Origin of the sequence: Pseudomonas sp. Lb2C2 (assembly GCF_052112205.1) — a bacterium.
Lineage (GTDB): Bacteria > Pseudomonadota > Gammaproteobacteria > Pseudomonadales > Pseudomonadaceae > Aquipseudomonas > Aquipseudomonas kilonensis.
The window spans coordinates 253,577-273,033 of the sequence record NZ_JAUTYW010000009.1; the positions used below are offsets into that span (position 1 = coordinate 253,577).

Genomic DNA, 19,457 nt, shown 5'->3' on the forward strand with positions numbered 1-19,457 from the left:
CTGCTAAAACTCAAGCAATAAAAAAGCCGACCCAAAAATGGGTCGGCTCGATAACAATCCCGAGGGACTATTACTTGCGGCTAGCTTTTTCCAGCATGCGCAGAGCACGCTCGTTAGCTTCGTCAGCAGTCTGTTGTGCTTTTTGAGCAGCAGCCAGAGCTTCATCAGCTTTACGGTAAGCTTCGTCTGCACGAGCCTGGGAGCGAGCTGCTGCGTCTTCGGTAGCAGTCAGACGTGCTTCGGTTTCTTTCGATGCGCTGCTGCAACCGGTAGCCAGAACTGCGGCCAGGGCCAGAGCAGAGAATTTCAGAACGTTGTTCATCGGTTTCCCCTTCAAGGACTTTCTATTAGTGACTGTCTCCCCAGACTGAGGAGTTAGCCGGCGTACATACTACCCATTACTTGTAGTAAGTAAACTGACGTAGCGCAAGAAGCAAAAAAATTGTAGGCGGTGATTCTTTTTCGAGCAACTTTTCTTAGGGTTGTTTAAAAAATATACAGTCCCAAGCCCTTGGCTGGAGCGCGTCGGCGGAAAAAAGTTCCGCAGCGGGGCGAACTCTTGCAGCCCTCGCTAACGTCGTTGTTTATTGATTCACCTACACTTTTGTACATTTTTTGTGCAGTCCTCCAGGCATCTTTATTGGTATTGGCGGTGACTTTAACTACGCGCGCTCGTCTCAAGACTCAACAACTGGCGATGTTCAGCTATTTGCACCGTGACCGACTACAGCGCGACGATGGCGCTCAATCGATAAACCCGACCAGGTTTACCCCCTTCGATGACAGGCGTGCCTTGAGCATTTGCGTCATTGGTGCCTACTATTCACGACGTGCTCGGGTTTGAGCGGATCGGTTTTGGCGCTCGGTGACCAGGAAGGCACGGGGTGGCGTAGATGTTCCTTCGCCGGAAAAACATCGGTAAGGTAGGGGTCGCATTCAGACCCGCGAGGAGTAGTGATGAGCGAGGCGGTTTCCATCCACCATGACCAGGCTGGTCATCAGTTCGAGACCAATGTGGACGGTCATCGTGCCTATCTGACCTATATGGACCTGGGCAAGCAGACCCTGGACATCTATCGCACCTTCGTGCCCAACGCCTTGCGTGGCCGAGGCATCGCAGCCGCGTTGACCGAACGGGCGCTGCAATACGCCGAAGAAATGGGCTACACGGTGATCCCGTCCTGCTCCTACGTGGAGCGCTACATGGAGCGTCACCAGCGGCACGCGGCGAAACTCTGAGAAAACGGATTCCCAAAAAAACGCCGGGCTGAAGAGCCCGGCGTTTTTTTATGTGTTGCTTTTTATGCGTTGAAGCAGGCCGATCAGCTGCGTTGACGCTTCGGCAATACATCCTTGAGCTTGGCATGCATGCTGCGCAGGGTGTTCTCGGTCGCGCTCCAGTCGATGCAGGCATCGGTGATGGAGACGCCGTACTGCAAGTCGGCGAGGTCTTTCGGGATCGCCTGGCAGCCCCAGTTCAAGTGGCTTTCGACCATCAGGCCGATAATCGACTGGTTGCCTTCCAGGATCTGGTTGGCCACGTTCTCCATCACCAGCGGTTGCAGTGCCGGGTCCTTGTTGGAGTTGGCGTGGCTGCAGTCGACCATGATGTTCGGCTTGATCTTGGCTTTGTTCAGCGCCTGTTCACACAGCGCGACGCTGACCGAATCGTAGTTCGGCTTACCGTTGCCACCGCGCAGTACCACGTGACCGTAGGCGTTGCCCTTGGTGGTGACGATCGACACGCCACCTTCCTGGTTGATGCCCAGGAAGCGGTGTGGGCTGGAAACCGACTGCAAGGCGTTGATCGCCACGGTGAGGCCACCGTCGGTGCCGTTCTTGAAGCCCACTGCCGACGATAGGCCAGAGGCCATTTCGCGGTGGGTCTGGGATTCGGTGGTGCGCGCGCCGATGGCCGACCAGCTGATCAGGTCCTGCAAGTATTGCGGCGAGATCGGGTCCAGGGCTTCGGTGGCCGTGGGCAGGCCCATTTCCGCCAGGTCCAGCAGCAATTGGCGACCGATGTGCAGGCCGTCCTGGATCTTGAAGGAGTCGTCCAGGTACGGGTCGTTGATCAGGCCTTTCCAGCCGACGGTGGTCCGAGGCTTCTCGAAATACACCCGCATGACCAGGTACAAGGTGTCGGAGACTTCCGCAGCCAGCACCTTGAGGCGCTCGGCGTATTCGTGGGCGGCCTTGATGTCATGGATCGAGCAGGGCCCGATGACCACGAACAGGCGATGATCGGTGCCGTCCAGGATGTTGCGGATGACTTCCCGGCCCTTGGTCACGGTGCGTAGGGCAGCGTCGCTCAGGGGAATATCGCGCTTGAGCTGGTCAGGCGTGATGAGGGTCTCGTTGGAGGCGACGTTAAGGTCATTGATCGGTAAATCAGCCATCGTGTTACTCGTCAGGTCACGGGTGCCGGCCGCCAGCGATCCCCGCGCGGCGGTGCACAGCGGATTTTAAGCGCGTCGGGGAGCCGAACCTTATCGCGTTACGAGGCTGCTCGACAATGGGCTGGGACGGGTTTAATGCCCCATAGGCTGGGGAAAAGGCCTTGGAGATGGCTCTGCAACAGATTCGTGAGCAGATGTATTGAAGATTGCATGCCATGCCGCTCGCGCTGATAGTGTGCAGGGACTTTTACCAGGAGAGTTGCAAAGATGCAGGCAGGCGTGAAACCGCGGATCGGGATGATCGGCACCGGGGCGATCGGTGGGTTCTACGGCGTGATGCTGGCGCGTGCCGGTTTTGACGTGCACTTTTTACTGCGCAGCGAATTTGCTGCCGTGGCCGAAGCCGGTTTGCGGATCGACAGCGCGGTTCACGGTACGCTGACCCTAAACCCCGTCCAGGCGTATCGCTCGGCAGCCGATATGCCGCCCTGCGACTGGCTGCTGGTCGGCGCCAAGACCACCAGCAATGCCGAGCTGGCCCCGGCCATTACCCAGGCTGCCGCTGATGGTGCAAAAGTCCTGTTGCTGCAGAACGGCCTGGATGTCGAAGACGATCTTCGACCGTTGTTGCCCGATTCGTTGCACCTGTTGGGTGGCCTGTGCCTGATCTGCGTGCATCGCGTCGGCCCTGGTGTCGTCACCCACCAGGCCCTTGGTGCGGTCAACGTCGGCTATCACAGCGGTCCTTGCGCCGATCAGGCACAACGCATGGTGATCGTCGAAGAGGCAGCGACGTTGTTCCGCAGCGCCGGTATCGACGCCCAGGCCATGCCGGGCCTGCAACAGGCCCGCTGGCAGAAGCTGGTATGGAATGTGCCATACAACGGTCTTTCGGTTCTGTTGGGCGCCAGTACCACGCCGTTGATGGCCAACGACCATAGCCGCGAATTGATCCAGGCGCTGATGGGGGAGGTGGTCCGCGGTGCGCAAGCCTGCGGGCATCACATCGCGCCGGGTTATGCCGAGTATCTGTTCACGATGACCGAGAAGATGCCCGACTACTGGCCGAGCATGTACCACGATTATTCCCACAAGCGTGCGCTGGAGCTGGACGCGATCTACGGCCGGCCATTGGCGGCAGCGAAAGCGGCAGGGTGTGAGCTGCCGAAAATCGAAGCTTTGTACCAGGCGTTGGCGTTCGTGGACCGATATAACCGCTGAGCGGGCGAAAGGGGGAGCGGTATGGCAAACAATATCGACGACAAACTGGTGCTGGCGATTTCGTCGCGGGCGCTGTTCGACCTGCGGGAAAGCCACAAGGTGTACTTGTCGAGTGGCGTCGAAGCCTATCGGCAATACCAGATCGAGCATGAAGACGAAGTCCTGGCGCCCGGTGATGCGTTCGCCCTCGTGCAAAAGCTGCTGAACCTCAACGAGCACCTGGGGCGTGCCCGGGTCGAGGTAATTCTCGTTTCGCGCAACAGTGCCGACACCGGCCTTCGAGTCTTCAACTCGATTCATCATTATGGGCTGGCGATTTCCCGCGCGGCCTTCGTTGGCGGCCGCAGTCCTTACCCTTACCTCAAGGCATTCGGTTGCGATCTCTTTTTGTCCACCCACGCTGAAGACGTGCGCAGCGCCCTGGACGCCGGATTTGCCGCCGCGACCATCCTGTCGGGTGGTGCCAGTCGCGCGGCCAGCGAGGAACTGCGCATTGCCTTCGATGGCGACGCCGTGCTGTTTTCCGATGAATCGGAGCGCGTCTATCAGGCCGATGGGTTGGAAGCTTTCCAGGCCAGCGAACGACAGGCCGCCCGCGAGCCGCTGCGAGGCGGGCCGTTCAAGGGCTTCCTGGCGGCGCTCAATGCACTGCAGCGCGAGTTTCCCGAGGACGCCTGCCCCATTCGTACGGCGCTGGTGACGGCCCGTTCGGCACCGGCTCACGAGCGGGTTATCCGGACCTTGCGTGAGTGGGATATTCGTCTGGACGAGTCGCTGTTCCTGGGCGGCCTGACCAAATCGGCTTTCCTCGAAGCCTTCGCCGCCGATGTTTTTTTCGATGACCAGACCGGCCACTGCGAACTGGCCCGAGAGGTGGTTGCCACCGGCCACGTGCCCCACGGTATCAGTAATGAAATGAAGCCCTGACTGCCCTTGGTCCGGGACGTCAAGCCGCACGTCGCAGTCCCCGAGGCGCTGCTAAGCTGAATCAATCTCCGCCATTTTGGCACGCGAGGAGGTCACATGATTCGTTCGATGCTGTACGCCACAGACCTGGGCCTCTATGCCCCTTATGTGATGCAGCATGCCTTGGCGTTAGCACGGACGTTTGAAGCCGAGTTGTATGTGGTGCATGCGGTAGAACCGATGGGGTTGTTCGCCGAGTCGGTGTTGCAAAGCTATCTTGACGAGCAGGCGCTGAACGAATTCCACCGCCAAGGTCTGAATACGGTGATGGCCAATATCGAACAGCGGGTGCTCGACAGTTTCCGCGAGGAGTTGGGGGAAGGGCAGCAGGACTTGAAACTGATCAAGTCGGTCAGGGTGTACCAGGGCGATCCTTCCCAAGTCATCCTGGAGCAGGCTGCGAAACTCTCCGTCGACTTGCTGATCGTAGGCAGTCATTGCCAAGGGGCAAGCGGTGAAACCCCCTTGGGCCGAACCGCTGCACGGGTATTGCAGTTATCCCGGGTACCGGTCTACCTGGTACCGCTGGTACAGCGCCGACGCCAGGGAGAGGCCTGAGGCGAAATGATGGCTTTTTATAAAAAGTTCTAGATTTATTGTCGAAACCTTTCATATAGTTATATACCGTCGCTGATGCCCGTGGCGTCCAACTGCTTTGAGGGATACATATGAAGCTTCAACAACTGCGCTACATCTGGGAAGTGGCGCACCACGACCTCAACGTTTCCGCTACTGCCCAAAGCCTCTACACATCGCAACCCGGCATCAGCAAGCAGATCCGCCTGTTGGAAGATGAACTGGGCGTCGAAGTCTTCGCCCGCAGCGGCAAACACCTGACCCGCGTGACACCGGCCGGCGAGCGCATCATCACCACCGCTGGCGAGATTCTGCGCAAGGTCGAAAGCATCAAGCAGATCGCCCAGGAATTCTCCAACGAGAAAAAAGGTACCCTGTCGATCGCCACCACCCACACCCAGGCCCGCTACGCGCTGCCGCCGGTTATCAGCAATTTCATCAAGCAATACCCCGACGTGGCGCTGCATATGCACCAGGGTTCGCCGATGCAGATCGCCGAGATGGCCGCCGATGGAACAGTGGATTTCGCCATCGCCACCGAGGCCCTGGAATTGTTCGGGGACCTGGTGATGATGCCGTGCTATCGCTGGAACCGCTGCGTGGTCGTGCCCCAGGGCCATCCGTTGACCAAGCTGCCGAAGCTGACCCTCGAAGCCCTGGCCGAATACCCGATCGTGACCTACGTATTCGGTTTTACCGGGCGTTCCAAGCTCGACGAAGCTTTCAGCCATCGTGGCCTGACGCCGAAAGTGGTGTTCACTGCCGCCGACGCCGACGTGATCAAGACTTACGTTCGCCTGGGCCTGGGCGTGGGCATCGTCGCGAAGATGGCCGTCGATACCAAGCTCGACAGCGACCTGGTGGTACTGGATGCCAGCGAATTGTTCGAATCCAGCGTGACCAAGATCGGCTTCCGTCGTGGCACTTTCCTGCGGGGTTTCATGTGCGATTTCATCGAGAAATTTGCACCGCACCTGACCCGGGAAGTCATGGCCAAGGCCATTCAGTGCCACAACAAGCAAGAACTCGAAGAGTTGTTCGACGGTGTCGAACTACCGGTGCACTAAGACCCTTCTAGATCGCCTCGGTGACAGCGAACTGTTGCCGGGCGCCCGCTACCACGATCTCCACTTCATCCCCTTCGAACTTGCCCAAAAGGCCGCGGCCCAGCGGTGAGCGAGGGGTGATGACGGTGATCGGCTGGCCCACCAGCGAGACCTTCAAGCCCGCCGCATCCGGCCCCAGGAAGAGCCATTGCTGGCGACCGTCCTCATCTTCCAGCCCGATCAAGGTGCCGACCTGAATACCGCGCTGTTCGTCGTAAGGCCTTAGCGTCAGGTTCTGGCAGAGGGTGAGGGCCTGGCGGATTTCCTCCACGCGCCTGGCTTGTCCGGCGGCGAGGTAGGAAGCCTCGAGGCCCAGGGTGTCGTACTTGTTCTCGGCGATGTTTTCTTCGTGGGTCGCGGTTTCGTAGGCGGTCTGCGCGGCGCGTTCGGCGATGTCGAGATCAATCTTGAGCTTGTCGAGAATCAGCTGGTGGACGGTCTGTTTGTTCATGGTCATTCGCAGAATTGCAGGACGTTGGCGCGGCTTTTTTCACTGGGCGCATTCTGGTCCTGTTGCAGCCAGAACTGGCACTTGGGGTTGGACAGGTTGCGCGGATTGTTGCGGGCCTGATCGAGCGCTTGGCGCTGCTCGTTCCTCTGCAAGTTCTGCTGGTACTGCTCGAACATCGGTGTGGGCGGCTCTGGGGGTGGTTGCACCGCCGGTGGTTGCGCCAGTTGATGGACGGCGGCGGCCACGGGTGCCAGTTGTTCGTTGAACAGAAATCTGGACAGCAGCCAGCCCGTCAACACGATGGCGAGGAACCCCAGCCACAGGCCCAGGGCGATGCTGAGGGTCAATTGCAAAGCCGTGAGGCGCGAGGGTGTCGAGTGATCGGGCATGGCTGCTTCCTGGCAGTGTCATGGGCAGGCGGTGATTGTCGCATGAAGATTAATCGCCGTCGGCTCTTCTGCGTGATCGGTTTATTCGGGACAATCAGGCCTTTGCCACAGGGAGTCGGGAATGACCGTGCGTTGGGATATTTTTTGCACCGTCGTCGATAACTTTGGCGACATTGGTGTCACGTGGCGCCTGGCTCGGCAGTTGGTGGCCGAACATCGATGCGCGGTGCGGCTATGGGTCGACGACCTGCGTGCCTTCGAACGACTGTGCCCGGAAATCGACATCACCCTGTCCGAGCAATGGCAGCAGGGCGTGCAAGTGCGTCACTGGCCCGGGGAGTGGGCGGCCACCGAAGCCGCCGACGTGGTGATCGCTGCGTTTGCCTGTCAGCTGCCGAGCGCCTACATGGATGCGATGGCCGCGCGCCAGACGACGCCCCTGTGGATGAACCTCGATTATTTGAGCGCCGAGGACTGGGTGATCGGTTGCCACGGCTTGCCGTCGGTGAAATACAAGCACGTGCAGAAATATTTCTTTTTCCCGGGCTTCCAGGAGGGAACCGGCGGCCTGCTGCGTGAGGCGGGTCTTCTGGAGCGCCGTCGGCACTTTCAGCAGGACGCCGAAGCACAACGCGTTTTCCTGCAAGGATTGGGCGTCGAACGGGCGCCGCAGGCCTGCCTGATCTCGCTGTTTGCCTACGAGAACGCCGGGTTGGCGAGCTGGTTTGACGCTATGGCCGCCGATACCCAGGCGTTTCATGTGCTGGTTCCCGAAGGGCGGGTGCTGGGTGATGTCGAGCGTTGGCTTGGGGTCGATGACCTGGCGGTCGGTGCGGTACATCGACGCGGCGCACTGACGGTGCAGGTGTTGCCGTTCATCCGCCAGGACCAGTACGACCAACTGCTATGGTGCTGCGATTTCAACGCCGTGCGTGGCGAAGACTCTTTCGTGCGCGCCCAATGGGCTGGCCGGCCGTTGCTTTGGCATATCTACCAGCAGGAAGAAGACGTCCACCTGGAAAAACTCGAGGCGTTTCTCAGGCTCTACAATCAGGGGCTTTCGCAGGCGGCGCAAAAAGCGACCAGCGGTCTTTGGCGGGCCTGGAATGCCGGCCAGGACATGACCGAACATTGGAAAGCCACCCGTGAACAGCAGCAGGAACTGGCCGAACATGCCCAGGCGTGGTGTCTGGAACAGGCCTCGCGAGCCGATCTTGCCGCAGCGCTGGTGAAGTTTTATGTAAATTGGATATGATACGCGGCCTAGATTTTTGTAAATCCCATCCAAATTCGGATATTCGCAATGAAAACTGGTAAAGAACTGAAACCCGGGACCGTGATCCGTCTCGAAAACGATCCTTGGCTGGTTCAGAAAGCTGAGTTCACCAAGTCGGGTCGTAACAGCGCGATCATGAAGACCAAGCTGAAGAACCTGCTGACCGGTTACAAGACCGAGATCGTCTACAGCGCCGACGACAAACTGGACGACGTGATCCTCGACCGCAAAGAAGCGACCCTGTCCTTCATCAGCGGCGACACCTACACGTTCATGGACACCACTGACTACACCATGTACGAGCTGAACGCCGAAGACATCGAAAGCGTTCTGCCGTTCATCGAAGAAGGCATGACCGACGTCTGCGAAGCCGTGTTCTTCGAAGAGCGCCTGGTTTCCGTAGAGCTGCCGACCACCATCGTGCGTCAGGTTGACTACACCGAAGGCTCCGCTCGCGGTGACACTTCCGGCAAGGTGATGAAGCCTGCCAAACTGAAGAACGGTACCGAGCTGTCGGTAGCTGACTTCATCGAAATCGGCGACATGATCGAGATCGATACCCGCGAAGGCGGTTCCTACAAAGGCCGCGCTAAATAAGCGAAGTCTTGTGTATGAAAAAGCCCGACCATTGAGTCGGGCTTTTTTATGCGTGCGGATCATGTTCAGACCAAGGGACAGGATGGGGTCTGTGGTGAGGGGATTGATCCTTGCCCTGTGGGAGCAAAGCTTGCTCGCGATACAGGCGCCTCGGTTCCAGAGACACCGTGCTGTCGTCATCGCGGGCAAGCCTTGCTCCCACAGTGTTTCGCCACAAGTCACTTAAGGTGTTGCTTGAGCTCTTGCGACACCTGCAACATCGCCGAGCGCACCGCGGGCACCTGGCTGACCACGTTGAGCAAGCCATAGTCGTGGATCATGCCGTTGTAGCGTACGGCCGTGACGGGTACACCGGCCGCGTCCAGCTTGCGGGCATAGGCTTCACCTTCATCGCGCAAGACGTCGGCCTCGGCGGTCTGTACCAGCGCGGGCGGCAGACCCTTGAGTTGTGCGGTGCTGGCGCGTAACGGTGAGGCATAGATCTCGCTGCGTTGCCCGGCATCGGTGGTGTAGTTGTCCCAGAACCACTTCATCATGTTTTTACTGAGGAAGTGCCCCTCGGCGAACTGGTTGTAGGACGCCGTCTCGAAGCTGGCATCGGTCACCGGCCACAGCAACGCCTGGAAACGGATCGCCGGCGTGCCTTTGTCCTTCGCCATCAGGGCCACGACCGCCGCCATGTTGCCGCCGACGCTGTTGCCCACCACGGCCAGGCGCTTGCCGTCGACGTTGATCTGCTTGCCGTGTTCGGCCACCCATTTCGTGGCGGCGTAAGCCTGGTTGATCGCGATCGGGTAATGCGCCTCGGGTGAGGGCGTGTAGTTGACGAACACCGCGACAGCGCCCGAGCCCGCCACCAGATCCCGAACCAGGCGTTCGTGGGTTGGGAAGTCGCCCAATACCCAGCCACCGCCGTGGAAGAACATGAACACGGGCAACTCACCCTTGACCCCGGCTGGGCGAACGATGGTCAGGCTGATCGGCTGGCCATTGACCTGGATGGTTTTCTCGCTGACGTCGGCCTTGGGCAGGGTCAGTTTTACCCCCGCCTGGGCGCCCACCAATACGGCGCGGGCGTCCTTGGGCGACAGTTGCTCCAGGGGCTTGCCGGTGCCGGCATTCAGTGCGTCGAGAAACGCCTGGGTGTTGTGTTCGACGATGCCGTCGGCGAAGGCACTGCTGACGCTGAGGGCGAGAAGGGTGGCGGTCAAGGCTTTGCTGAGCGTGTTCATGTGCATCTCCTTAGGTTCGGGTCCAGGGTCGGTGGTCAGACGGTGACGTGCAGGCGCACATCAACGTTGCCGCGGGTGGCGTTGGAGTACGGGCAGACTTGGTGAGCCGCATCCACCAGGCTTTGCGCATCGGCCTGGTCCAGCCCTGGCAGGCTGATGTGCAGGTCGATGTCGAGGCCGAAACCGCCAGGGATCTGGCCGATGCCGACATGGGCGGTAATCGAGGCGTCGTCCGGGATCTTGCGTTTGCTTTGGCTGGCAACGAATTTCAGCGCACCGATGAAGCAGGCCGAGTAGCCGGCGGCAAACAGTTGCTCAGGGTTGGTCGCCGCCCCGCCTGCACCACCGAGTTCCTTGGGCGTGGCGAGTTTGACGTCGAGGATGTTGTCACTGGAGATCGCACGACCATCACGGCCGCCGGTGGAGGTTGCGATTGCGGTGTAGAGAGTTTGCATGATGAGAGCCTCGTTTCTGGGTGGGTGTTGTTGCGCTAAATGTTTGCGCGCTAAGTAGGTGTGAAAAGAATGTATAGTGCTAATATTTTGCGCGCAAGTTAAATTTTCGAGGCGAGTTGGATTTTCGAAGCTGAAAGTGGGTGTAACCCTTGAGCTAGAACGTTTAGCGCAGCAAAAAAAATTTAGATGGGCGAGTTACAGATCAGGGAGCGGCAGGACTGCCGCCATCGCGAGCAAGCTCGCTCCCATATTAGATTTGCGTCGGACGCAGATTTATAACCACTGAGCATCAAGTGTGGGAGCGAGCTTGCTCGCGATAGCGGTGGGTCAGTTGGAGGTAAGTCAGAGGCTGTCTTGCAAATGCCCGCGCAATGCCTGCAGGTCAAGTTGCAGCTTCTTCAACTGCTCCAGGGTCAGGCCGCTGGCGGCGAGGATGCATTGGGGGATGTCGAGGGCTTTTTCGCGCAGGGCGCGGCCCTGTTCGGTGAGTTCGACAATCACCACGCGTTCGTCTTCACGGCTGCGGGTGCGGCTCAACAGGCCTTCGGCTTCCAGGCGTTTGAGCAGTGGCGTCAGCGAGCCGGGGTCTGTCAGCAAGCGTGTGCTGATTTCACCGACGGTCAATCCGTCCTTTTCCCACAACACCATCATCGCCAGGTATTGCGGATATGTCAGGCCCAAGGCCTGTAGCAGCGGCTTATAGACTTTGGTCATCAGCAGCGACGTGGAGTGCAGGGCGAAACAGACCTGGTTGTCGAGCAACAGGGCTTCGCAAGCTTCGGGGGTGTCACGCAGGGTGTTCATGGCAAAACCTTCAATCAATGATCGTTACGAATCTAGCGGGCGAATCTTTAATGCGCCAGATAATTCTGACGTCATGAGCAGATGTTACGTTTCCCCGCTGGCGCCGACTGCGTAGGATAAGCACCCTGATGAAAGGGGAATCGTCTTGTTCGAATTTGTGCAGTTTTTGGTGTTTGGTGCCGTGTTGGGCACCCTGGGGGGACTGTTCGGGATCGGCGGCGGCTTGATTGCCATTCCGGTGCTGGGCGTCTGGTTCGGCCTCGACCAGCAACTGGCCCAAGGTACGGCGCTGGTCATGGTGGTACCCAACGTGATGCTCGCGTTGTGGCGCTATCACCAGCGCAATCGCATCGAATTGCGCCATGTCCTGCCGTTGGCTTCCATGGGTTTCTGCTTTGCCTGGCTGGGTTCGATCTGGGCCGTGGGGATCGACGCGAACAGCATGCGGATCGGCTTCGTCGCGTTCCTGATCGCGCTGACCCTCTACAACCTGGCCCGCATGTTCGCCGCCAACGCACCGGCTTCGGCGCAGATGCGTTATGGCTGGCCATTGCTCGGCGTGTTGGGGGCGGCATCCGGGACCATGGGTGGTTTGTTCGGTGTTGGCGGGGCCGTGGTCGCGACGCCGATCCTGACCAGCATCTTTGGCACCAGCCAGGTGGTCGCCCAAGGGTTATCCCTGGCGCTGGCCTTGCCCAGTACCGGCGTGACCCTCGCCACTTATGCGTTTCACCATGAGGTGGACTGGAGCATCGGCCTGCCGCTGGCCGTCGGTGGCCTGCTGAGCATCAGTTGGGGGGTGAAGGTCGCCCACGCCTTGCCGGAGCGGCTGTTGCGCGGGCTGTTCTGCGGTTTCCTGGTGCTGTGCGCGGTGCTGCTCGCCTTTAAAGTTTGAAGCCTTCGACGATGTGCTCGGCCAGGCACTCGGTGATCGGCGAGGGGTTATGCAGGTTGCGGATCAGCATGATGCTGGCCTCGGGCAGTTCCGGCAGGTCTTCAGCTTCGCCCAGTACGCGCATGTCCGGGGTCAGCAGGCTTTCGAGTTGCGCCGTGATTGCCAGGCCGGCGCCCACCACCGCCATGAGCGCCGAGAGGCTTGAGCTGTTGTATGCCACGCGATAATCGCGGCCCATGGCATCCAGCGCATTGCAGGCCCATTGCCGGCAAAAACAGTCACTGTTGAACATCGCCAGCGGCAGCGGGGTTTGTTCATGGACGTTGAAGCAGGCGGCTTCGGCCCAGACAAAGCGCTCCTTGCGCAGCAACTGGCCGATTTCGTCCCCGGGTTTACGGGTGACGATGGACAGGTCCAGGTCCTGGCGCAACAGCAACTGCTTGGACGATTCGCAGTGCACTTCAATTTCGATCAGGGGGTAGAACTGAGCGAAGCGCTGCAGGATGCCTGGCAGGAAGCGCATCACGTAATCGTCCGGTGTGCCGATGCGCACTGTGCCGACCATGTGCGGTTCACGCAGGGTATTGAACACCTCGCTGTGCAGCTTGAGGATCCGCCGCGCGTAACCCAGCAGCACCTGGCCTTCGGCGGTGAGCTTGACCTGGCGCCCATCACGCTCGAACAGCCGTCGCTGTAATACATCCTCTTCCAGCCGCTTCATCTGCATGCTGACGGCAGACTGGGTGCGATTGACCAATTCCCCGGCCCGGGTGAAACCGCCCTGGTCGGCGATGGCGACAAAGGTCCGCAGCACTTCCGTATCGATGCTCGGGTAACTCGACAATTGATCAATCTCCGAGATGTATTGCATAAGAAACATTCGTTGGATTGATCTTAGCGTTAGCGCGAGACTTGAGCCATCCCCAACGGAGGACATCACGATGAAAGGTCAAAAAGGTTATCTACTGATAGACAAACTGTCCCACGGCTTATCCGTCAGCGCCTTGCTGCACAAGTTTAGCCGCTGGTACGAATTGCACCACGAACGCGAACAACTGGCCGGGATGAGCGACGAGGCGCTCAAGGACATCGGCGTGAGTCGTGCCGACGTGGAGCAGGAAGTGGTCCGGCCATTCTGGGATGACCCAATGCACAAATGAGCCATCCTTTCCTACACAAACCCCTTATTGGTGAGGTAGGTTGCGAGCAGACAAGGAGATCTCCATGCCCGCGACTGTGTCCTTTACCCTCAAACAGGCCCGACGTATGGCGTTGGCCGCCCAAGGATTCGATGGGCGGTCACCGCCAGCTTCGGTGCAACCCTCGCGCCTCAACCGCCTGATCGAACGCCTCGGCGTCCTGCAGATCGACTCAGTCAATGCGTTGGTGCGCTCGCATTACCTCCCGCTGTTCTCCCGCCTCGGTCACTACAATCGCGATTTGCTCGATCAAGCAGCCTGGAGCCAGGGCCGGCGTCGCACGCTCTTCGAATACTGGGGTCATGAAGCGTCGCTGCTGCCGATGTCGATGTATCCGCTGATGCGCTGGCGTATGGATCGGGCTTCGGGTGGCGAAGGGATCTACCAGCAGTTGGCGCGTTTCGGTCAAGAACGCCAGGATGTCATCCGCCGCGTCCTGGCCGCGGTTCAGGAACAGGGCGCCCTTGGCGCAGGCAGTTTGTCTACGCGCAAGGAAAAGGCCGGGCCGTGGTGGGACTGGAGCGCGGAGAAACATGCGCTGGAATGGCTGTTCGCCGCGGGCGAAGTCACGGTGGCGGGGCGACGCGGGTTCGAGCGGCTCTACGACTTGCCGGAACGGGTACTGCCGGCCGCGATCCTGCAGCAACCGTTGCCGGACGAGGCCCAGGCCCAACGCGGCTTGCTGATGCATGCTGCCGACGCCTTGGGCATTGCCACCGAGAAAGACCTGCGCGACTACTTTCGCCTCGCTCCGGCCGACTGTCGCGGGCGCCTGGCCGAGCTGGAGGAGGCCGGGGAACTGCTGCGCTGCCAGGTGCAAGGCTGGAAACAACCGGCCTGGTGCCGACCTGCGGCGAAAATTCCTCGCAAGGTCGCCGCCAGTGCCTTGTTGTCGCCGTTCGACTCGCTGGTCTGGGAGCGCGGCCGTACCGAGCGGTTGTTCGACTTTCGCTACCGGTTGGAGATCTACACCCCCGTGCACAAGCGGGTGTATGGCTATTACGTGTTGCCGTTCCTGCACCACGAACGCATTGCCGCGCGGGTGGACCTGCGGGCAGAACGGGCCTTGGGGCAGTTGGCCGTGCATGCCGTGCACGAGGATGCGTCGGGGCTGGACGAGGAGGGGATGCAGGCCCTGGCGCTGAACCTGAGGCGTATGGCCCGGTGGCTGGGGCTGGAGCGGGTGCAGCTCAATTGCCAGCGAGTGAGTGGGGGGCGGTTGGCGGTGGCGTTGGCCCAATTAAGTGGTGACTGACCTGGCCTCATCGCGAGCAGGCTCGCTCCCACATTTGATTTGCCGTGGACACAAAAGCTGTGGTCACCGCATATCCCTGTGGGAGCGAGCCTGCTCGCGAGGCGATTGAACCGGCGAAGAAGGATCTACTGATTCACCGCCGAACCTGCTTCAACGTCTCAGCAATCAGGAAAGCCAATTCCAGCGACTGATCGGCATTCATCCGCGGGTCGCAGTGAGTGTGATAGCGGTCCGACAGCCCATCCTCGGTAATCGGGCGTGCGCCGCCGATGCATTCGGTGACGTTTTGCCCGGTCATTTCGATGTGAATCCCGCCGGCATAGGTGCCTTCGGCTTCGTGGACCTGGAAGAACTGCTTCACTTCACCGAGGATCTGCGCAAAGTCCCGGGTCTTGTAGCCGCTGCTGGCCTTGATGGTGTTGCCATGCATCGGGTCTGAGCTCCACAGCACTTGCTTGCCTTCACGCTGCACGGCGCGCAATAGCGGCGGCAAGTGTTCGCCGACCTTGTTGGCGCCCATCCGGGCGATCAGGTTCAGTCGGCCGGGGTCGTTCTGTGGATTGAGCACGTCGATCAGGCGTATCAGATCGTCCGGGTCCATGCTCGGGCCGACCTTGACCCCGATCGGGTTGTTCACCCCGCGCAGGAATTCGACATGGGCGCCGTCCAGCTGACGGGTGCGGTCGCCGATCCACAGCATGTGGGCCGAGCAGTCGTAATAGTCGTTGGTCAGGCTGTCACGGCGCACGAAGGCTTCTTCGTAATTGAGCAGCAACGCTTCGTGGGCAGTGAAAAAGCTGGTTTCGCGCAGTTGCGGCGAGCTGTCCATGCCGCAGGCGCGCATGAATGCCAGGGTTTCGTCGATGCGGTCGGCCAGATGGCTGTACTTTTCCGCCAGGGCCGAATTGGCGATGAAGTCCAGGTTCCACTTATGCACCTGGTGCAGGTCGGCGAACCCGCCCTGGGCGAAGGCGCGCAGCAGGTTCAAGGTGGCGGTGGACTGGTGGTAGGACTGCAGCAACCGCTCCGGGTCCGGTACGCGGCTTTTCTCGTCGAAACCGATACCGTTGACGATGTCGCCACGGTAGGCCGGCAGGGTCACGCCGTCGATGGTTTCGTCGTTGGCCGAACGCGGCTTGGCGAACTGCCCGGCCATGCGCCCGACCTTCACCACCGGGCAGCCGGCGGCAAAGGTCATGACGATCGCCATCTGCAAGAGCACCTTGAAGGTGTCGCGGATCTTGGCCGCCGAGAACTCGGCAAAGCTTTCGGCGCAGTCGCCGCCTTGCAGCAGGAACGCCCGGCCCTGGGTCACCTCGGCGAACTGACGGCGCAACTCCCGGGCTTCACCGGCAAACACCAGTGGCGGATAACTGGCCAGGGTCTGCTCCACCTGCAACAGGTGCGCGGCGTCGGGGTAGCGGGGTTGCTGCTGGATCGGCAGGGCGCGCCAGCTGTCAGGGCTCCAGGGTTGGCTCATCATGATCTCTAGGTGATTTACGCTCGGACGGCCATGTTATCAGCAAATTAGTGCGTGACCTGCTCCGGTCGCTTCGCGGACAATCGCGCCTTTGTCCCGTATTCGCAGGCTCAAGCCGGCACGGCCACCATCAGGAGATGAAATGACAGAGGAGCGCGTCGAGCATTTGCTCGCCGAGGTGCACGACGAGTTCGGCATGATTCGCGTATTCGAAGTGGCCGATTACCGGTTTCTCGAGTTTGGCGATGCCATCGAGCAGAGTTGCGTGTTCACAGCCGATCCGAGCTGGCTCGAATATGACTATACCCGCGCCATGCTCATCGGCGCGTTGTGTCACGAGCAGCCGGAAAGTGCGCTGTTCCTGGGGCTGGGCGCCGGTACGTTGACCCAGGCCTGCCTCAAGTTCCTGCCGTTGGAAGATGTCGAGGCCATCGAATTGCGTCCCGACGTGCCGCGCCTGGCCATCGAATACCTGGGGCTGGATGACGATCCGCGCCTGTACATCCGCGTCGGCGATGCACTGGAACTGCTTGAAAGTGCAGAGCCGGCGGACCTGATATTCGTCGACCTCTATACCGATGTTGGTCCTGGTGTCGGGCACCTGGCCTGGGGCTTTCTGGAAAATTGCCAGAAACGCCTCAACCCGGGTGGCTGGCTAGTGATCAACCAGTGGGCCACCGATGACGGCAAGCCATTGGGGGCGGCGCTGTTGCGCGGCTTGTACCACCGGCATTATTGGGAGCTGCCGGTGAAGGAGGGCAATGTGATCCTGATCGTGCCGGCGGACCTGGACCAGGAACTGGACATGCAGGGACTGGTCGCCAGGGCCGAAGGGCTGGCGCCGCGACTGGGTTATTCGTTGCAGTCGTTGATCAAGGCCATTCGCCCGGCGACGTGACACAAACCCTGGGCATGACGAAGATCCTGTGGCGAGGGGATTTATCCCCGCTGGGCTGCGAAGCGGCCCCCCGACTTATCTGAGACATTTGCGAATGACTGAGCCTCGATAGGGCCGCTACGCGCCCCAGCGGGGATAAATCCCCTCGCCACAAAGAAGTCTGTGACGTCTGGAGATGAATCGTTTTAGCTGGCTGCCCCAAGGCCTTGTGACAGCGAGCCCCATAACGGGGTCAGGCAATAAAAAAAGCTCCCTTTTTGGGCGAATTCCGGTATAGTGCGCGCCGGCCTTTAGCCGGGCCGCGTCAAGGTAGCGCAATTCCCCGAAGTCAGCTTCGGTTGCATGTCCGCACAACGGATGCTTCCACGACGTTCTTTTTCATTCATTCGTTTTCGCAAATCCCCGCCGACAAAGCAGCCAGGGCGACTCTTGAGTCTCAACACGGCACGCGCAGCTTTGGAGCATGGGTCTTTGCGGATGCACTTAGAGGCAGACCCATGACCCAGGAAACCGGCGGCTTCGCCGCTTTTAATCTCAACCCGAACATTCTTGCTGCCGTCACTGCGACCGGCTACGAAGAACCTTCGGCGATTCAGCAGCAATCGATCCCGATCATCATGGCCGGCCACGACATGATTGGCCAGGCGCAAACCGGTACGGGTAAAACCGCTGCGTTCGCCCTGCCGATCCTGCATCGCATCGATCCTGCCAAGCGCGAACCGCAAGCCCTGATCCTGGCGCCAACTCGTGAGTTGGCGCTGCAAGTAGCAACCGCTTTCGAAACCTATTCCAAGCAGATGCCTGGCGTTACCGTTGTGGCCGTTTACGGCGGTGCCCCGATGGGCCCACAACTGAAAGCCATCCGTAATGGCGCGCAGATCGTTGTCGCCACGCCGGGTCGTCTGTGCGATCACCTGCGTCGTGACGAAAAAGTCCTGGCTACCGTGAACCACCTGGTTCTCGACGAAGCCGACGAAATGCTCAAGCTGGGTTTCATGGATGACCTGGAAGTCATCTTCAAGGCCCTGCCAGCGACTCGCCAGACTGTATTGTTCTCGGCCACCCTGCCGCAATCGATCCGTGCCATTGCCGAGCGCCACCTGCGCGATCCGCAACACGTGAAGATCCAGACCAAGACCCAGACCGTCACCGCGATCGAGCAGGCTCACCTGCTGGTTCACGCTGACCAGAAGACGTCTGCTGTTCTCAGCTTGCTGGAAGTGGAAGACTTCGACGCCCTGATCATGTTCGTGCGCACCAAGCAAGCGACCCTGGACCTGGCCAGCGCCCTGGAAGCCAAAGGCTACAAAGCCGCTGCGCTGAACGGTGACATTGCCCAGAACCAGCGTGAGCGCGTGATCGACTCCCTCAAGGATGGCCGCCTGGACATCGTTGTGGCGACCGACGTCGCTGCCCGTGGCCTGGACGTTCCGCGCATCACCCACGTATTCAACGTGGACATGCCGTACGATCCGGAATCCTACGTTCACCGTATCGGCCGTACTGGCCGTGCCGGTCGCGAAGGCCGTGCGCTGCTGCTGGTCACCCCGCGTGAGCGTCGCATGCTGCAAGTGATCGAGCGTGTAACTGGCCAGAAGGTAGCTGAAGTTCGCCTGCCGGACGCCCAGGCCGTTCTCGATGCTCGCATCAAGAAACTGACCAACAGCCTGTCGCCACTGGTGGCTGACGCCGAATCGACCCACGGTGATCTGCTCGATCGCCTGACCGCCGACATCGGTTGCACCCCACGCGCCCTGGCCGCCGCACTGCTGCGCAAGGCCACCAATGGCCAAGCGCTGAACCTGGCTGCAATCGAGAAGGAACGTCCCCTGGTGCCGAACAACGCACCGCGTGGCGATCGTCCTGAGCGCACCGGTGATCGTCCGGACCGTGGTGATCGCGAGCGTCGTGCTCCGATCCCGCTGGCCGAAGGTCGTGCTCGCTGCCGTACCGCGCTGGGTGCCCGTGACGGCATCGCTGCCAAGAACCTGCTGGGTGCCATTCTCAACGAAGGCGGCCTGGCCCGCGAAGCGATCGGCCGCATCCAGGTGCGTGACAGCTTCAGCCTGGTAGAGCTGCCGGAAGATGGTCTGGAGAAGTTGCTGACCAAGTTGAAAGACACTCGTGTAGCTGGCAAGCAGCTCAAGCTGCGTCGCTATCGCGAAGATTGATCGGCTCTTGGGCTGATTGATCGAACATAAAAATCCCCGACTGGTTCGGGGATTTTTTTCGCCTGTCGTTTGGTGTTCTGTCAGGGA

21 protein-coding genes are annotated in these 19,457 nt (G+C 60.2%); 12 read left to right on the top strand and 9 right to left on the bottom strand.

What is annotated here, in order from left to right; all coding sequences use genetic code 11:
* Positions 1 to 70: 70 nt before the first annotated feature.
* Positions 71 to 322, bottom strand: a complete 252-nt coding sequence (gene oprI / locus Q7F16_RS25820) for an outer membrane lipoprotei OprI (protein ID WP_003183784.1) — start codon at positions 320 to 322, stop codon at positions 71 to 73.
* A gap of 635 nt (positions 323 to 957) precedes the next feature.
* Between oprI and Q7F16_RS25825 the strand changes: the two genes are divergently transcribed.
* Positions 958 to 1,239 (top strand): GNAT family N-acetyltransferase, encoded by a 282-nt coding sequence (locus Q7F16_RS25825; RefSeq protein WP_014337268.1) that lies wholly within the window; start codon positions 958 to 960, stop codon positions 1,237 to 1,239.
* A gap of 83 nt (positions 1,240 to 1,322) precedes the next feature.
* On the opposite strand, the gene Q7F16_RS25830 is transcribed toward Q7F16_RS25825, so the two are convergent.
* Positions 1,323 to 2,399, bottom strand: a complete 1,077-nt coding sequence (locus Q7F16_RS25830) for a 3-deoxy-7-phosphoheptulonate synthase (protein WP_003183777.1) — start codon at positions 2,397 to 2,399, stop codon at positions 1,323 to 1,325.
* A gap of 267 nt (positions 2,400 to 2,666) precedes the next feature.
* Here Q7F16_RS25830 and Q7F16_RS25835 point away from each other — a divergent pair, with 267 nt between their 5' ends.
* The 4 genes from Q7F16_RS25835 (at position 2,667) to cysB (ending at position 6,229) form a co-directional block, all read left to right on the top strand.
* Positions 2,667 to 3,620, top strand: a complete 954-nt coding sequence (locus Q7F16_RS25835; protein ID WP_409557328.1) for a putative 2-dehydropantoate 2-reductase — start codon at positions 2,667 to 2,669, stop codon at positions 3,618 to 3,620.
* 21 nt (positions 3,621 to 3,641) lie between these two features.
* Positions 3,642 to 4,547: a 5'-nucleotidase gene (locus Q7F16_RS25840; RefSeq protein WP_003199368.1), complete on the top strand. Its 906-nt coding sequence runs from the start codon at positions 3,642 to 3,644 to the stop codon at positions 4,545 to 4,547.
* Between the two features lie 96 nt (positions 4,548 to 4,643).
* On the top strand, positions 4,644 to 5,144 hold the full coding sequence (locus Q7F16_RS25845; RefSeq protein ID WP_014337270.1) for a universal stress protein: 501 nt from the start codon (positions 4,644 to 4,646) through the stop codon (positions 5,142 to 5,144).
* Between the two features lie 110 nt (positions 5,145 to 5,254).
* Positions 5,255 to 6,229 (top strand): HTH-type transcriptional regulator CysB, encoded by a 975-nt coding sequence (cysB, locus tag Q7F16_RS25850; RefSeq protein WP_003199376.1) that lies wholly within the window; start codon positions 5,255 to 5,257, stop codon positions 6,227 to 6,229.
* Positions 6,230 to 6,236: 7 nt separating this feature from the next.
* On the opposite strand, the gene Q7F16_RS25855 is transcribed toward cysB, so the two are convergent.
* Together Q7F16_RS25855 and Q7F16_RS25860 are read right to left on the bottom strand one after the other, a co-directional pair.
* A complete protein-coding gene (locus Q7F16_RS25855) occupies positions 6,237 to 6,719 on the bottom strand; it encodes a GreA/GreB family elongation factor (protein WP_003199378.1) in 483 nt (160 codons plus the stop codon).
* 2 nt (positions 6,720 to 6,721) lie between these two features.
* Positions 6,722 to 7,108, bottom strand: a complete 387-nt coding sequence (locus tag Q7F16_RS25860; RefSeq protein WP_046063756.1) for a hypothetical protein — start codon at positions 7,106 to 7,108, stop codon at positions 6,722 to 6,724.
* 121 nt (positions 7,109 to 7,229) lie between these two features.
* Here Q7F16_RS25860 and earP point away from each other — a divergent pair, with 121 nt between their 5' ends.
* Complete coding sequence (gene earP, locus Q7F16_RS25865) at positions 7,230 to 8,363, top strand: elongation factor P maturation arginine rhamnosyltransferase EarP (protein WP_409557329.1); 1,134 nt, start codon at positions 7,230 to 7,232, stop codon at positions 8,361 to 8,363.
* A 48-nt stretch (positions 8,364 to 8,411) separates the two neighbouring features.
* On the top strand, positions 8,412 to 8,981 hold the full coding sequence (locus Q7F16_RS25870; protein ID WP_003199385.1) for an elongation factor P: 570 nt from the start codon (positions 8,412 to 8,414) through the stop codon (positions 8,979 to 8,981).
* A 218-nt stretch (positions 8,982 to 9,199) separates the two neighbouring features.
* On the opposite strand, the gene Q7F16_RS25875 is transcribed toward Q7F16_RS25870, so the two are convergent.
* The 3 genes from Q7F16_RS25875 to Q7F16_RS25885 all read right to left on the bottom strand — a co-directional run bounded on the left by Q7F16_RS25875 (position 9,200) and on the right by Q7F16_RS25885 (position 11,472).
* On the bottom strand, positions 9,200 to 10,213 hold the full coding sequence (locus tag Q7F16_RS25875; RefSeq protein ID WP_409557330.1) for an alpha/beta hydrolase: 1,014 nt from the start codon (positions 10,211 to 10,213) through the stop codon (positions 9,200 to 9,202).
* 35 nt (positions 10,214 to 10,248) lie between these two features.
* The gene (locus Q7F16_RS25880; protein WP_003199389.1) at positions 10,249 to 10,668 is read right to left on the bottom strand and encodes an organic hydroperoxide resistance protein; all 420 of its coding nucleotides are present in this window, start codon (positions 10,666 to 10,668) and stop codon (positions 10,249 to 10,251) included.
* 342 nt (positions 10,669 to 11,010) lie between these two features.
* On the bottom strand, positions 11,011 to 11,472 hold the full coding sequence (locus tag Q7F16_RS25885) for a MarR family winged helix-turn-helix transcriptional regulator (protein WP_003199391.1): 462 nt from the start codon (positions 11,470 to 11,472) through the stop codon (positions 11,011 to 11,013).
* Positions 11,473 to 11,617: 145 nt separating this feature from the next.
* Here Q7F16_RS25885 and Q7F16_RS25890 point away from each other — a divergent pair, with 145 nt between their 5' ends.
* Positions 11,618 to 12,367 carry a sulfite exporter TauE/SafE family protein gene (locus tag Q7F16_RS25890; protein WP_409557331.1) on the top strand — a complete coding sequence of 250 codons (750 nt, stop codon included), beginning with the start codon at positions 11,618 to 11,620 and terminating at the stop codon, positions 12,365 to 12,367.
* Here Q7F16_RS25890 and Q7F16_RS25895 read toward each other — a convergent pair.
* Positions 12,357 to 13,211 carry a LysR substrate-binding domain-containing protein gene (locus Q7F16_RS25895; protein ID WP_027912697.1) on the bottom strand — a complete coding sequence of 285 codons (855 nt, stop codon included), beginning with the start codon at positions 13,209 to 13,211 and terminating at the stop codon, positions 12,357 to 12,359. The two genes, Q7F16_RS25890 and Q7F16_RS25895, sit on opposite strands and share 11 nt — an antisense overlap.
* 97 nt (positions 13,212 to 13,308) lie before the next feature.
* Here Q7F16_RS25895 and Q7F16_RS25900 point away from each other — a divergent pair, with 97 nt between their 5' ends.
* Positions 13,309 to 13,527: a DUF1127 domain-containing protein gene (locus tag Q7F16_RS25900; RefSeq protein WP_046063760.1), complete on the top strand. Its 219-nt coding sequence runs from the start codon at positions 13,309 to 13,311 to the stop codon at positions 13,525 to 13,527.
* Between the two features lie 64 nt (positions 13,528 to 13,591).
* On the top strand, positions 13,592 to 14,821 hold the full coding sequence (locus Q7F16_RS25905) for a winged helix-turn-helix domain-containing protein (RefSeq protein ID WP_046063761.1): 1,230 nt from the start codon (positions 13,592 to 13,594) through the stop codon (positions 14,819 to 14,821).
* A 133-nt stretch (positions 14,822 to 14,954) separates the two neighbouring features.
* Here the strand turns inward: Q7F16_RS25905 and Q7F16_RS25910 are convergent, their stop codons facing one another.
* Entirely contained in the window at positions 14,955 to 16,301 is a 1,347-nt protein-coding gene (locus Q7F16_RS25910) for a class II 3-deoxy-7-phosphoheptulonate synthase (RefSeq protein WP_003199400.1), read from the bottom strand.
* Positions 16,302 to 16,443: 142 nt separating this feature from the next.
* On the opposite strand from Q7F16_RS25910, the gene Q7F16_RS25915 reads away from it, so the two are divergent.
* The gene (locus tag Q7F16_RS25915) at positions 16,444 to 17,199 is read left to right on the top strand and encodes a spermidine synthase (RefSeq protein WP_003199402.1); all 756 of its coding nucleotides are present in this window, start codon (positions 16,444 to 16,446) and stop codon (positions 17,197 to 17,199) included.
* A 497-nt stretch (positions 17,200 to 17,696) separates the two neighbouring features.
* Positions 17,697 to 19,370: a DEAD/DEAH box helicase gene (locus tag Q7F16_RS25920; RefSeq protein ID WP_014337279.1), complete on the top strand. Its 1,674-nt coding sequence runs from the start codon at positions 17,697 to 17,699 to the stop codon at positions 19,368 to 19,370.
* Positions 19,371 to 19,457: the final 87 nt, after the last annotated feature.